11 protein-coding genes are annotated in these 13098 nt (G+C 74.0%); 3 read left to right on the plus strand and 8 right to left on the minus strand.

Going from position 1 to position 13098, the window contains the following annotated elements:
* Positions 1-27: 27 nt before the first annotated feature.
* The 5 genes from ACFWBY_RS17075 to ACFWBY_RS17095 all read right to left on the minus strand — a co-directional run bounded on the left by ACFWBY_RS17075 (position 28) and on the right by ACFWBY_RS17095 (position 6565).
* Positions 28-957 (minus strand): dihydrodipicolinate synthase family protein, encoded by a 930-nt coding sequence (locus ACFWBY_RS17075; protein WP_385332431.1) that lies wholly within the window; start codon positions 955-957, stop codon positions 28-30.
* A 76-nt stretch (positions 958-1033) separates the two neighbouring features.
* On the minus strand, positions 1034-2587 hold the full coding sequence (locus ACFWBY_RS17080; protein ID WP_385332434.1) for an NAD(P)/FAD-dependent oxidoreductase: 1554 nt from the start codon (positions 2585-2587) through the stop codon (positions 1034-1036).
* Positions 2568-2915 carry a (2Fe-2S)-binding protein gene (locus ACFWBY_RS17085; RefSeq protein WP_385332437.1) on the minus strand — a complete coding sequence of 116 codons (348 nt, stop codon included), beginning with the start codon at positions 2913-2915 and terminating at the stop codon, positions 2568-2570. The genes ACFWBY_RS17080 and ACFWBY_RS17085 overlap by 20 nt, the downstream gene beginning before the upstream one ends.
* 35 nt (positions 2916-2950) lie before the next feature.
* Positions 2951-4102, minus strand: coding sequence for an NAD(P)/FAD-dependent oxidoreductase (locus ACFWBY_RS17090; protein WP_385332439.1), 1152 nt, complete (start codon positions 4100-4102; stop codon positions 2951-2953).
* A 93-nt stretch (positions 4103-4195) separates the two neighbouring features.
* The gene (locus ACFWBY_RS17095) at positions 4196-6565 is read right to left on the minus strand and encodes a collagenase (protein ID WP_385332442.1); all 2370 of its coding nucleotides are present in this window, start codon (positions 6563-6565) and stop codon (positions 4196-4198) included.
* Between the two features lie 171 nt (positions 6566-6736).
* Here ACFWBY_RS17095 and ACFWBY_RS17100 point away from each other — a divergent pair, with 171 nt between their 5' ends.
* Positions 6737-8116 carry an aminopeptidase P family protein gene (locus tag ACFWBY_RS17100; RefSeq protein WP_385332445.1) on the plus strand — a complete coding sequence of 460 codons (1380 nt, stop codon included), beginning with the start codon at positions 6737-6739 and terminating at the stop codon, positions 8114-8116.
* A 116-nt stretch (positions 8117-8232) separates the two neighbouring features.
* Here ACFWBY_RS17100 and ACFWBY_RS17105 read toward each other — a convergent pair whose 3' ends face one another.
* The 3 genes from ACFWBY_RS17105 to ACFWBY_RS17115 all read right to left on the minus strand — a co-directional run bounded on the left by ACFWBY_RS17105 (position 8233) and on the right by ACFWBY_RS17115 (position 10282).
* Positions 8233-8541 (minus strand): hypothetical protein, encoded by a 309-nt coding sequence (locus ACFWBY_RS17105; RefSeq protein ID WP_385339843.1) that lies wholly within the window; start codon positions 8539-8541, stop codon positions 8233-8235.
* A gap of 170 nt (positions 8542-8711) precedes the next feature.
* Positions 8712-9110, minus strand: a complete 399-nt coding sequence (locus ACFWBY_RS17110) for a RidA family protein (RefSeq protein WP_385339845.1) — start codon at positions 9108-9110, stop codon at positions 8712-8714.
* The gene (locus tag ACFWBY_RS17115) at positions 9107-10282 is read right to left on the minus strand and encodes an acyl-CoA dehydrogenase family protein (RefSeq protein WP_385339847.1); all 1176 of its coding nucleotides are present in this window, start codon (positions 10280-10282) and stop codon (positions 9107-9109) included. Before ACFWBY_RS17115 ends, ACFWBY_RS17110 begins: the two co-directional genes overlap by 4 nt.
* A gap of 224 nt (positions 10283-10506) precedes the next feature.
* Between ACFWBY_RS17115 and ACFWBY_RS17120 the strand changes: the two genes are divergently transcribed.
* Entirely contained in the window at positions 10507-12156 is a 1650-nt protein-coding gene (locus ACFWBY_RS17120; RefSeq protein ID WP_385339849.1) for an AMP-binding protein, read from the plus strand.
* A gap of 9 nt (positions 12157-12165) precedes the next feature.
* The gene (locus ACFWBY_RS17125) at positions 12166-12966 is read left to right on the plus strand and encodes a PaaX family transcriptional regulator C-terminal domain-containing protein (RefSeq protein WP_385339851.1); all 801 of its coding nucleotides are present in this window, start codon (positions 12166-12168) and stop codon (positions 12964-12966) included.
* The last annotated feature ends 132 nt before the right edge of the window (positions 12967-13098 follow it).

Genomic DNA, 13098 nt, shown 5'->3' on the forward strand with positions numbered 1-13098 from the left:
GACCCCCTGACTGGCTTGTGGCCTTGGTTAGTTGTGACCCTCGGCGAGGGCCTTCTCGGTGGCGGCGCGGACGCCGGCCTCGATCTCGCCGGTCAGCGGGAAGCGGGGCGGCCGGGTGGGGCCGCCGGGGCGACCGGCCAGGTCCATGGAGAGCTTGATGGCCTGCACGAACTCGGTCTTGGAGTCCCAGCGCAGCAGCGAGTGCAGGGACTTGTAGAGCGGCAGGGCGGTGGTGAGGTCCCCGGCGACGGCTGCCCGGTAGAGGGTGGCGCAGGACTGCGGGAGGGCGTTGGGGTATCCGGCGATCCAGCCGACGGCGCCGGCCAGGGCCAGTTCGAGCAGGACGTCGTCGGCGCCGATCAGCAGGTCCAGGCCCGGGGCGAGTTCGGCGATCTCGTAGGCGCGCCGCACGTCTCCGCTGAACTCCTTGACGGCGACGATGGAGCCGTCCTGGTGCAGCCGGGCGAGCAGGGACGGGACGAGGTCCACCTTGGTGTCGATGGGGTTGTTGTACGCGACGACGGGCAGCCCGGCGCGGGCGACGTCGGCGTAGTGCGCGCGCACGGTGTTCTCGTCGGCCCGGAAGGCGTTGGGGGGCAGCAGCAGGACGGATCCGGCGCCGGCCTCGGCGGCCTGTTCGGCCCAGCGGCGGGATTCGGCGCTGCCGTAGGCGGCGACGCCGGGCATGACGCGGGCGCCGTCGCCGGCGGCCTCGACGGCCGTACGGACGACGCGGGCGCGCTCCTCGTCGGTCAGGGTCTGGTACTCGCCGAGGGAGCCGTTGGGAACGACGCCGTCGCAGCCGTTCGCGATCAGCCAGGCCACGTGCTCGGCGTAGGCGTCGTGGTCGACGCTCAGGTCTTCCCGCAGGGGTAGCGTGGTGGCGACCATGATGCCGTGCCAGGGGCGGGTGCGGGTGTCCGTACCGGCGGGCGCGGGGGTGTGCGCGTGGGTCATGAGTGAGCTCCCTAGGGTGATGTGTGACATTTTACTAGTGGGTACGAGAGGGCCACAAGACTCGCGGCACCCCGGATCAGTGGTTCGCGGGCGGAAGTTCCGCGAGATGGCCCAGCGGGACCGGGCACGACAGCGGCCTGCGGTCGGGCACGGCGCCTTCGGCCGTCGCGTCCTGTCCGGCCAGGGCGGCGACGGCCGGACCGCACATCCGGCCCTGGCACCAGCCCATGCCCGCCCTGGTGAGGAGCTTGACCGTACGGGCGTCCCGCGCTCCCAGGTCTTCGACGGCTTCCCGGATCCGGCCGGCCGGGACCTCCTCGCAGCGGCACACGTCGGTGTCCTCGCGCAGCCAGCCGGTCCAGCCGGAGCCCGGGCGGTGGGCCGCGGCCATCGCGGCGGCGAAGGCGCGCAGCCTCGTACGGGTCCGGGCGAGCCCGGCCGGGACGGGCCGGCCGGCCACCGCGTGGGCGGCGATCTCCCCTTCGGCCAGGGCCAGCTGGGCGCCGCCGACGCCGCCGGTCTCCCCGGCGGACCAGATACCGGGGACGGAGGTCCGCCCGTCGGGGCCGAGTTGCAGGGCGACGGCCCCGTCGGGCCCGGCGGCGGTGGCGCAGCCCAGGCCGGTCGCCAGTTCCAGCTGCGGCACGAGCCCGTGGCCGACGGCGACGGCGTCGCAGGGGATGCGGCGGCCGGTGCCGGGGACGGGGCGCCAGTCGCGGTCGAGGCGGGCCACGGTGACGGCCTCGACGCGGTCGGAGCCGTGGGCCTCGGTGACGGCGTGCCGGGTCAGGAAGCGGATGCCGTGGCGCAGCAGGGCACTGCCGTAGGTGGCGGCCTCGGCGAGCTTGGCGGGGTTGCGGAGCAGGACGGGGGTGTGGGCGGCGTAACCGGTGTAGGCGGCGGCTTCGACCACGGCGGGCACGCGGGCCCCGGCGGCGGCGAGCGAGCCGGCCACGGCGAGCAGCAGGGGCCCGCTGCCGGCGACGACGACGCGCTTGCCCGGGAGCACGAGCCCGCTCTTCAGCATGGCCTGCGCCCCGCCGGCCCCGACGACGCCCGGCAGGGTCCAGCCGGGGAAGGGCAGTTGGCGCTCGTAGGCTCCGGTGGCGAGCAGGACGGCACGGGCCCGCAGGCTCGCGGCGGCCTCCTCGGGTCCGGCGACGGCGTGCAGGATCCACTCGGGGGCCGCCGGGTCGCCGGCCCCGTCGGGGACGACGGTCCAGACGTGGTGGAGGGGCAGGTAGGAGATCCGCCCGGCCTCCTCGTGGGCGCGCAGGGCGGCTTCGCGCGAGGCGAAGGCGCCCCAGCCGTGGTGCAGGGCCTCGGGGCGGGCCGCGCCGAGTTCCGGCGCCGGGTGGCGGTAGTACTGCCCGCCGGGCCGCTCCCCCGCGTCGAGGAGGGCGACGCGCAGCCCGAGCCCGGCGGCCGTGACGGCGGCGGCGAGACCGGCCGGTCCGGCGCCGACGACGGCGAGGTCGCACGGCTCGCGGTCGGCCGCGCCGGGGCGGGAGGGGCCGCGGCCGGACCCGGCCGGACGGGACACGGCGCGGTCGGAGCCGTCGCGGTCCGGGCCGTCGCGGTCGGCGGATTCGCGGTCGGCGGATTCGCGGTCAGACGGCGAGGTCGGCATGACCGGTTCCTTCCTGGGTGGTGACACGGTCCCCGGGCCGGGCGGGCACGAGGCACGCGCGCTGGTTCGGGCGGCCGTTGACGGTGACGAGGCAGTCGTAGCAGCTCCCGATCCCGCAGAACGCGCCGCGCGGGGCGCCGGTCTCGCGGGTGGTCCGCCAGGCGAGGATGCCGGCGGACCACAGGACGGCGGCGATGCTCTGCCCCGCCTGCGCGGGCAGTTCGCGGTCGTCGAAGCTCAGGCTCCAGGTCTCCGCCGGAGCCCCGCCGACCAGGCCGCGGGGCGTTCGCCGTCCCGCCCGGGCGGGCGGGTCCGTCGCTTCGGTCATCGTCCGTTCTCCTTGCTGGTCCACGGGGCCGGCACTCACTGCTCTCCCCGCGCGAAGCGGGCCGGGTCGAAGGGCGCCGGGTCCAGGGGCGGCCCGGTGCCCGTCAGGGCCGCCGCGATCAGGGCGCCCGTCGCCGGGGCCAGCCCGATGCCCGCCCCCTCGTGTCCGCAGGCGTGCAGCAGGCCCGGCGCCCGGGGGTCCGGGCCGATCGCCGGGAGGTGGTCCGGAAGGTACGGGCGGAAGCCGTGGTAGGTCCGGAGCACCTTGACGGACGACAGCACCGGGAACAGCGCTGCGGCCTGCGCCGCGAGCCGCCGCAGCGCCTCCGTCGACAGCGACCGGTCGAAACCCACCCGCTCCCGGGTGGCCCCGATCAGCACCGGACCGGCCGGGGTTCCCTCGACCACCGCCGAGGACTGGAGCGCGGCCGAGCCGCTCGCCACGTCCGCGATGTAGTCCGCCGCGTACACCTTGTGCCGCACCACCCTCGGCAGGGGCTCCGTGACCAGGACGAACCCCCGCCGCGGCAGCACCGGCAGCGGGGCCCCCGCCAGCGCGCCCACCGCACCGCCCCAGGTGCCGGCCGCGTTGACCACCGCCGGGGCCGACAGGTCCCGGCGGGGTGTGCGGACGCCCCGCACCTCGCCGCCGGGGCCGAGCAGCAGGCCCGTCACCTCCTCGCCGAGGTACACGCGCGCGCCCGAGGCCGCCAGCAGCCGCGCCGCCGCCTGGGCCGGCTGGACCTGCGCGTCCTGCGGGTAGTGGAAGCCGCCCGCGAGCCCCGGGGCCAGATGGGGCTCCAGTTCGCGCAGTTCGCCGGGCCCGACCTCCACCGCGTCGACCCCTGCGGCGCGCTGGCCCTGCGCGAAGCCCCGTAGCCCCTTCACCGTGGCCTCGTCGGCCGCGACGACCAGACCGCCCTTGGCCTCGTACTCGATCGCCTCGGGCAGCTCGGGCGCCAGTTCGCGCCACAGGCGCGCCGACAGCAGCGCGAGGTCCAGCTCCGGGCCCGCCTCCTTGTCGGAGACGAGCAGGTTGCCTTCGCCGGCGCCGGTCGTGCCGCCCGCGACCGCGCCGCGGTCGACGACGGCCACACCGAGCCCGGCGCGCGCCGCGTAATACGCGCACGCGGCTCCGACGACACCCGCGCCGATGATCACGACATCCAGGGAAGTTCTCTTGGGCACGGCAGTAATATGTCACATTCTTCAGAGCGGGAACAGGGAGGACGACAGAAGGGGAACGGGCCGGTCCCCTGGGTGGGACCGGCCCGCGGCCGGTCAGCCGCGCAGCGGACCCTCACAGCTGTAGCTCGAGGTGCCCGCCAGGTGGTTGGACCAGATCTCCGGCGGACCGAAGGAGCAGTTCATGTCGGCCAGGTTGTTCGAGGCCGCGCCCGCCCGGTCGAGGATGAAGTAGTCGACCGTCTCGGACACGTCCTTGAAGTTCTGGTCCTCACTGCGCCAGTTCTTCAGGTTCGCGGTGATCTTGCCGGTACAGGTGAACCGGCGCTTGCCGGCGTCGCCGTTCTCCACGCAGTCCGGGTTGCTGTAGGTGGCCGTCCTGAAGGACGACTTCACGTCCGCGAGCGCCGCGTCGCGCAGCTGGGCGTTCGGGGTGAAGGAGGTGTTGGGCACGAACAGCTGGTCGACCTTGGCGATCTGGGCGTCGAGGAAGCGGTCGTAGGCGCGCTGGAGGTAGGAGTCCTGGCCCATCCGGGTCCGCCAGGCGTCGAAGGCCGCCGGGTCGTTGGCGCGCAGGTGGCCGTACATCTCCTTCAGCAGCGAGGGGTGCTCGGTCCACATGAACTCGAAGAAGGTTCCCGCGTAGCTGTAGAAGCGGAAGCCGTCCCGGTCGTAGGTGGCGTGCAGCAGCTGGTCCACCGACATGCGCGGGCCGCCGCCGGCCGTGTCGTTGATGATGCTCTTGACCAGGGACTTGCGCACCGCGATGCCGTTGTCGCGGGTCGCGCCGTCGAAGAACTCGGCGGTGCCCTCGTCCATGGCGGTCGTGCGGTCGTACTGGTACCAGGGGCCCTGCCCGAAGGTGCCGGGGACGGCGAAGCGGCCGTTGAGGTAGTGCGTGTACTCGTGGCGGAAGAGCTCTTCGAGCGTGAGCTGGGAGTCCTGCGGGACCCGGCGCTGGTAGGTGTAGAAGGTGGCGCCGTTCTCGATGTAGATGCCGCCGTTGCTGGTGCCGTAACCCGTCAGGACCGGGTGGTAGTTCTCGTAGTCGGCGCGCGAGGCGTAGAGCACGACGTTCAGCGTGGTGTTGACGTCTCCGGCGAGCGGCTGGTCGGTGCCCAGCACGCGGTGGAACTGCGTCTTGACCTGCTTGCTCGCGTAGTAGAGCTGGTCGACGGTGGCCCGGTCGAGGCCGGTGCGGACCTTGATGGCGCCGTTGTCGTAGGTGAAGGTGTTCGGGAAGAGCCGGTTCTCGATGTCCGCCTTGCACACCCCGTACTGCTTGCACGCCCCGTAGAACTCGAGCCAGCCGACGACCTTCCCCCACTGGCTGCTTTCGCCGAAGGCGGACGTGACCGGGCCCAGCAGTGCGCCGAGGTCGGCGACGACCCCGTCCTTCAGGCCGGCCATCTGGCCGAAGCGGCCGTACTCGGCGAGGGCGTCGCGCGCCACCCAGGCGTTGGCCGTGCCCTTGAGGTGGGCGTACGTGGCGAAGTTCTTGAAGACGGCCCGGTACGGGGCGTCGCCGGCGGCCGCGGCGTGGAAGGCGGCGTCCTGGTTGTACACGCCGAGGTAGTTGACGGACAGGGCGGCGAGCGCCGCGCCCGCCCAGGCGGTGTCCAGGTTCGTCGCGGGGTGCGAGGGATCCATGGCGGCCATGACCTTCTTGATCAGGCCGAGCTGGTGGTGGCGCAGGCCGGGGGCGCTGCCGGCGTAGAGGGCCTCGCGCAGGGTGCGGGCGTTGGAGGCGGTGACGTCGAAGGTGCGGGCCGCGCCGGCGAAGTCGGCGATGGCCTTGCGCATCGCGTCCACGGTCGGGGCGTCGGTGACGTCGATCTCCGCGCGCGAGTGGTCGTGGTAGGCCACGGCGTGCAGGTAGGTGAACATCTCCTCCAGGTGGGAGGAGTTGCGGCCGTCGTGGGCGGCGGCCAGGCCGGATATCCGGCGGGAGACGGCCTGGACGTGGGCGTCGGACATGACGGGGGCCAGGCGGGCGTCCCAGGTCCAGATGAGGCCCGAGAGGCAGCCGCCCGAGCCGGCGGTGACGGCCGGGTCGGCGAGGAAGTCGGCGAACTGCTCGGGAGTGAGGTTCGTGATCCCGTCGAGGGTGCAGGGAACCCCCGCGGCGACGCCCTGGGCGGCGGCGAGCTTGCCGCTCTTCATGGTGCTCGCGGCGGCGGGCCGGGTGACGGCGCCGGGGACCTTGCCGTCGGCGACGGCCTCGCCGCCGGGAGCCGGAGCGGGTGCCGGGTCCGTCTTCGGCGCGTCCGCGATGTGGTCGACCTCGTCGAACGGGTTGGCGCCCTGGGCGCCCGGGGCGAAGGTGGCGGGCGCGGCGACGCCCGGGGCCTTCGCGCCGGCACCGGTCTCCGCCGCCTGGGTCACGGCCTGGCCCGCCGTGGCGAGGAGGGTGACCGCGACGGCGGCGGAGAGGAGAGACGTACGCACGACACTGTGCTGGGACACCAAGGACTCCTGTAGGGAGGGGAGGTGGGGGAATGGTGCGTGGATTGCCCTGCTTCACGCGGCGTTTGACGGGGATTAACGAGCCGCAGTGTGAGCTGTAACATAGTAATGTGAAATTGCACTGACAAGACCTGTGCGCCCACCAGTTCGCGTCTTCCCGAGGGAGCTCCCGTGACCGACCCCCACTCCCGCCCCACCGGACTCAACATCGGCAGCCACGACCTGCCGGTGTCACCGGAGTTGTCCCGCTTCATGGCGTCCGACTGGGCGGCCTCACCGCTCCCGGAGTCCGACCGCATCCCCGCCTACGCGCTCACCCCGGCCCGCCGCGCCCGCCTCTCCGCCCGCTTCCCCGGCGAACGCCTGATCATCCCGGCCGGCGAACTGCGGGCCCGCACCCACGACTGCGACTACCGCTTCCGGCCGGACACCGCATACGCGTGGCTGACCGGCCTCACCGGTGAGGACCAGGTCGGCCACGTCCTGGTCCTGGAACCCGCCGGCCCGCACGCCCACGAGGCCGTCCTCTACCTGCGCCCCCGCTCCTCGCGCGCGGACGGCACCGAGGAGTTCTACCGGGACCGCCGCTACGGGGAGTTCTGGGTCGGCCGCCGCCCCGACCTGGCGGAGGCCGAGCGCCTCTCCGGCATCCGCTGCGCGCACCTGGACACGCTGGGCTCCCCGTCGGGGCGCCTCGCCACCACGGACCCGGAGCTCGGCGCCGCGCTCTCAGAGCTGCGCCTGGTCAAGGACGCGTGGGAGGTGGACCAGCTGCAGCTGGCCGTCGACCACACCACCGCCGGTTTCGAGGACGTCGTACGGGACCTCCCGCGCGCGCTGGCCCACCCGCGCGGGGAGCGCTGGATCGAGGGGGTCTTCAACCGCCGCGCACGGGCGGAGGGCAACGGGACCGGGTACGACACCATCGCGGCGTCGGGCGCGCACGCGTGCGTCCTGCACTGGATCCGCAACGACGGCCGGCTCCGCGGCGACGAACTGCTCCTGCTGGACGCGGGCGTGGAGACCGACAGCCTCTACACCGCCGACATCACCCGCACCCTCCCGCTGTCGGGGCGCTTCTCCCCCGTCCAGCGGCAGGTGTACGAGCTGGTGCTGGCCGCGCAGGACGCGGGCATGGCGGCGCTGCGGCCGGGGGCGAGCTTCCGCGACTTCCACCGGGCCGGGATGCGCGTGATCGCCGAGGGGCTCGCGGAGTGGGGCGTGCTCAAGCACGCGGAGGGCGACCTGCACCGGCGGTACACCCTGTGCAGCAGCGGGCACATGCTGGGCCTGGACGTGCACGACTGCGCGCAGGCGCGGGCGGACGCCTACCTGGACGGGATCCTGGAGGAGGGCCAGGTCCTGACCGTCGAGCCCGGCCTCTACCTCCAGCCCGACGACGAGACCCTGCCGCCGGAGCTGCGCGGCATCGGCGTCCGCATCGAGGACGACCTGGTGATCACGGCGGAGGGCGCCCGACTGATGTCGGGCGCCCTGCCGCGGACGGTCGCGGGGATCGAGGAGTGGATGGGGAACCTGCTGGAGGGCTAGGCCTCGGTCGTCAGGGACCAGGCAGGCCCCGCGCACCTGCGGTGCGCGGGGCCTGCCGCGGGCCGCTCCCCCTACCACTGGGGCCTCGCGGCGCCCCCGGCCGGACGTCGGTTCAGTCAGTGGTTCCAGTTGCTCCAGTCGTGGTCGTGACGGTCGTCGTTCCAGCGGGCGTCGTGCCGGTCGTTGTTCCAGTTGCCGTGCCGGTCGCCGTCGTGCCGGTTGCCGTTCCAGTCACTGTTGTTCCAGTGGTGGTCCCAGTTGTCGTTGTCCCAGCGGTCGTTCCAGTTGCTGTTGTCCCAGCACCAGCTGGGACGGTCGTCCCAGCGGGAGGAGTCGCAGCAGTGGCGCCACCAGTTGTCCCCGCGCGAATCGGAACACTGATACGTCTGCGGCAGCCCCGACGCGAAAGCGCTGCTGACGGGCATCAACCCGAGGGTGATGCCGGCGGCCCCTGCCACGGTTGCCGCAACGAACCCACGGCGCATGGTCATGCACCTCCGAAAATGAGGTCGGATTCACCCCATTTAGGGGCGTTTCAACCCTCCCTCCTCCCCCGCCGACTGTCAAAGGCACTACTTCTGACCTGCGAAAACGACTAAGGAAGCACGGCGAGCCCGTCGATTTCCACCATCGCCGCCACGTCCCACAGCCGGACCACCCCCACCACGGCCATCGCCGGGTAGTCGCGCCCCGCCAACCGGCGCCAGATCCGGCCGAGTTCGGGCGCGCAGGCCCGGTAGGCCGCCACGTCGACGGCGTACACCGTGACCCGCGCCAGATCGGCGGGCGAGCCGCCCGCCCCCGCCAGCGCGGCCAGCAGATTGGCCAGCGCCCGCTCGAACTGCTCCGGCAGCGTCCCGCCCACCACCTCGCCCGCGCCGTCGAGCGCCGTCTGACCCGCCAGGAACACCAGCCGGCCGCCGCTCGCGACGACGGCGTGCGAGAAGCCCGTCGCCGGGGACAGCTCCCGCGGATTGACCCGCTCCAGGCTCACGCCTCCACCGCCGCCGCCCGGGCGAGGCCCCGGTAGAGCTCCTTCGCGATGATCGTGCGCTGCACCTCGCTCGCCCCCTCGTAGATCCGCGGTGCCCGCACCTCCCGGTAGAGGTGTTCCAGCAGGTGGCCGCGGCGCAGCGCGACGGCGCCGTGGAGCTGGACCGCGTGGTCGACCACGTACTGGGCCGTCTCCGTGGCCAGCAGTTTCGCCATGGCCGCCCGCCGCGGCACCTCCGGGGAGCCCGCGTCGGTGTCGTAGGCCCCCGCCGCGGCGTAGACGAGGAGCCTGGCCGCCTCGGTCCGCGTCGCCATCTCGGCCACCCGGTGCGCGACCGCCTGGAGGTCTCCCAGCACCCCGCCGAAGGCCGTACGGGCCGCCGTGTGCGCCACCGTGGCGTCCAGGGCGGCCCGGGCCATCCCGACGGCGAAGGCGCCCACGCTGGGCCGGAAGAGGTTCAGGGTGTCCATGGCGACCCGGAAGCCGCGCCCCGGCTCGCCGAGCAGGTCGTCCGGCCCGACCGGGACGCCGTCGAAGGCCAGCGCCCCGATGGGGTGCGGGGAGAGCATGTCGAGGGCTTCGCCGGAGAGCCCCGGCCGGTCCGCCGGGACCAGGAAGGCGGTGATCCCCTTGGCCCCCGGGCCCTCGCCGGTGCGGGCGAAGACGGTGTAGAAGTCCGCCTCGGGGGCGTTGGAGATCCAGCACTTGCGCCCGTAGAGCCGCCATCCGGCCGCCCCCTCGCGCACGTCCCGCACGGCTTCCAGTTCCAGCGCGGCCGCGTCCGAGCCCGCCCCGGGCTCGCTCAGCGCGAAGGCCGCCACCGTGCGGCCGGTGCGCACCCCGGGCAGCCAGCGCTCGCGCTGGGCGTCGCTGCCCGACCTCAGGACCGGGTGGGCGCCCAGGCCCTGGAGGGCGAGCGCCGTCTCGCCCTCGGTGCAGCCGTAGGCGAGTGACTCGCGCAGCAGGCACAGCTCCAGCGCGCCCGAGGTGAACAGCCGCTCCAGCAGACCCGCTTCACCCAGCGCGGCGAGCAGCGGCCGGTTGACCCGGCCCGGCTCCCCCTTCTCCGCGAGCGGCCGCAGCCGCTCCTGCGCCAGTGCGCGCAGCCGCGCGCACCACTCCTCCTGGTCCGCCCCGAGCGCGAATCCTGCGGATCCCGCGAATCCGGTCATCCGTATGCCCCAGCCTCTATCGCGTCCTGTTGACTGCCGTCACCATGACGATACGCTCGTGCTGCGACCGCACGGCAGGCTCCGCACATTCGGTGCCACAGGTTCCACCGCCCCACCAGCTCACGGCACATCAGGTCCCACCGGTTCCGCAAGGTCCATATGGAGGGTCCGGCCCCGACCCGGGGCCAGGACCGTTGCAAGGGGGCGAACCCGCCTTGGAGCTCATGCCTTCCGCTCACCGTGACACCTTTGCCCGCGACCACCTGCCGCCCGCGCAGGCCTGGCCGCAGCTCCTCTTCGAACTCCCCGAGCTGGCCTATCCCGACCGGCTCAACTGCGGCGCGGAGCTGCTCGACGCCACGATCGCCCGGCTCGGTCCCGACCGGCCCGCCTTCCGCTGCGCGGACGGCACGGTCTGGTCGTACGGGGAGCTGCTCGCCCGCGTCGACCGGCTCGCGCACGTCCTCACCGCCGACCTCGGCGTCGTCCCCGGCAACCGCGTGCTCCTGCGCGGCCCCACCAGCCCGTGGCTCGCCGCGTGCTGGCTCGCGGTGATGAAGGCCGGTGCGGTGGCCGTGACCGTGCTGGCGCAGCAGCGCGCGCAGGAGCTGGCCACGGTGTGCTCGATGGCCCGGGTGAGCCACGCCCTGTGCCAGGCGGGAGTGGTCGACGACCTGGTCAAAGCACAGGTGCCGGGCCTGAAGATCACCGCGTACGGCGGCGGGGCACCGGACGACCTGCTGCGGCTGGCCGCGTCCGAGCGCCACGCGGAGCCCTACGCGGCGGTGGAGACCTCCGCCGACGACGTCGCGCTGATCGCCTTCACCTCGGGCACCACCGGGCGCCCCAAGGGGTGCATGCACTTCCACCGCGATCTGCTGGCGGTGGCCGACACCTTCTCCCGCCAGGTGCTGCGCCCCCGGCCCGACGACGTCTTCGCGGGCAGTCCGCCGCTCGGCTTCACCTTCGGCCTCGGCGGCCTGGTGGTCTTCCCGCTCCGGGCCGGCGCCTCGGCCCTGCTGCTGGAGGACGGGTCCCCGCGCCGGCTGCTGCCCGCGCTCGCCGACCACCGGGTGTCGGTGCTGTTCACGGCGCCGACCGCCTACCGGTCGATGCTGGACACCCTGGGGCCGTACGACACGGGCGCCTACGACCTGAGCGCGCTGCGGCGGTGCGTCTCGGCGGGCGAGAACCTGCCGGCGGCGACCTGGAAGGCCTGGTATGAGCGGACGGGTCTGCGGATCATCAACGGGATCGGCGCGACCGAGCTGCTGCACATCTTCATCTCGGCGGCCGACGGGGACATCCGCCCCGGCACGACGGGCCGGGTGGTGCCGGGCTGGCAGGCCCGGGTGTTGGACGGGGTCGGCCGGCCGGTCCCGGACGGCGAGCCGGGGCTGCTGGCGGTCCGGGGGCCGGTGGGCTGCCGCTACCTGGCGGACCCGCGGCAGGGCGAGTACGTCAGGGACGGCTGGAACGTCACGGGTGATACCTACGTCCGTGACGCGGACGGCTACTTCCGCTACGTGGCCCGGGCCGACGACATGATCATCTCGGCGGGGTACAACATCGCGGGCCCGGAGGTGGAGGAGGCCCTCCTGCGCCACCCCGACGTCCTGGAGGCCGCGGTGGTCGGGCGCCCGGACGAGCGGCGCGGGCAGATCGTGGTCGCGTACACCGTCCCCCGGGAAGGGGCCGTCCTCACCGAGGACGCCCTGCGCACCTTCATGCGCGGCGAGCTGGCCCCGCACAAATGTCCGCGCACCTTCGTCTTCCTGCCGGCCCTGCCGCGAACGGCGACGGGCAAGCTGCAACGCTTCCGGCTGCGCGAGGAGGGCCGGTCCACCCGGCCCGACCGGCCGGGCACGTCCTAGAGTGAACCCGTGGCCGAGCAACATCCCCCGCGATCCCTGATCGTCACGTTCTACGGAGCCTACGGGCGGGCCTTCCCGGGCCCGGTCCCGGTGTCCGCGCTGGTGCGGCTACTGGGCGCGGCCGGCGTGGACGCCCCGTCCGTCCGCTCGTCGGTGTCCCGGCTGAAGCGGCGCGGCTTCCTGCTGCCGGCGCGGGCCGTGGACGGCTCCGCGGCGTACGAGCTCTCCGAGGAGGCCCGCGAACTGCTGGAGGACGGCGACCGGCGGATCTACGGGGCTCCGCGCCGGTCCGAGGAGTGGCTGCTGGCCGTGTTCTCCGTGCCGGAGCAGGAGCGCGCCAAGCGGCACCTGCTGCGCTCCCGGCTGGCCCGGCTCGGCTTCGGCTCGGTCTCGCCGGGCGTGTGGATCGCCCCGGCGCACCTGCGCGGGGAGACCCTGCGCACCCTGGACCGGCTGCGCCTGACGCCGTACGTGGAGCTCTTCCGCGGCGTCCACCTCGGCTTCGCCCCGACCGCGGAGTCGGTGGCCCGCTGGTGGGACCTGGCGGCGCTGGCCAAGCAGCACGAGGAGTTCCTCGACCTGCACGAACCGGCCCTGCGGGCCCTGCACGCGGGCCCGCCCCCGCCCCCGGAGGCCGCCTACCGCGGCTACCTCCTCGCCCTGGACAGCTGGCGCCGCCTCCCGTACGCCGACCCGGGCCTGCCCCGCGACCTCCTCCCGGCGGACTGGCCCGGCGACCGCTCGGCTGCGGTGTTCGCCGAACTCCACGACAGGCTGTGGGCCATCGGCGCCCGGTTCGTGGAGTCCTGAGCCGGCTGTCCGAGCGGAAACCCGTCTGCGCGGTGGACGACGCCCTGGAGCGGCGGGGTCCGGACGCCTACGGCTCGGCCGATCCCTTCTCCGGTTGGTGGACCGGCGACGACGCGGCCGTCGCCGGCGACC

This window comes from Streptomyces sp. NPDC060049, assembly GCF_042736715.1.
Lineage (GTDB): Bacteria > Actinomycetota > Actinomycetes > Streptomycetales > Streptomycetaceae > Streptomyces.

Coding starts and splice junctions, on each gene's coding strand:
- ACFWBY_RS17080 (WP_385332434.1), bottom strand. CDS start 2,587: ATGCCGACCTCGCCGTCTGACCGCGAATCCGCCGACCGCGAATCCGCC.
- ACFWBY_RS17085 (WP_385332437.1), bottom strand. CDS start 2,915: ATGACCGAAGCGACGGACCCGCCCGCCCGGGCGGGACGGCGAACGCCC.
- ACFWBY_RS17120 (WP_385339849.1), top strand. CDS start 10,507: ATGCCTTCCGCTCACCGTGACACCTTTGCCCGCGACCACCTGCCGCCC.
- ACFWBY_RS17075 (WP_385332431.1), bottom strand. CDS start 957: ATGACCCACGCGCACACCCCCGCGCCCGCCGGTACGGACACCCGCACC.
- ACFWBY_RS17115 (WP_385339847.1), bottom strand. CDS start 10,282: ATGACCGGATTCGCGGGATCCGCAGGATTCGCGCTCGGGGCGGACCAG.
- ACFWBY_RS17105 (WP_385339843.1), bottom strand. CDS start 8,541: ATGCCCGTCAGCAGCGCTTTCGCGTCGGGGCTGCCGCAGACGTATCAG.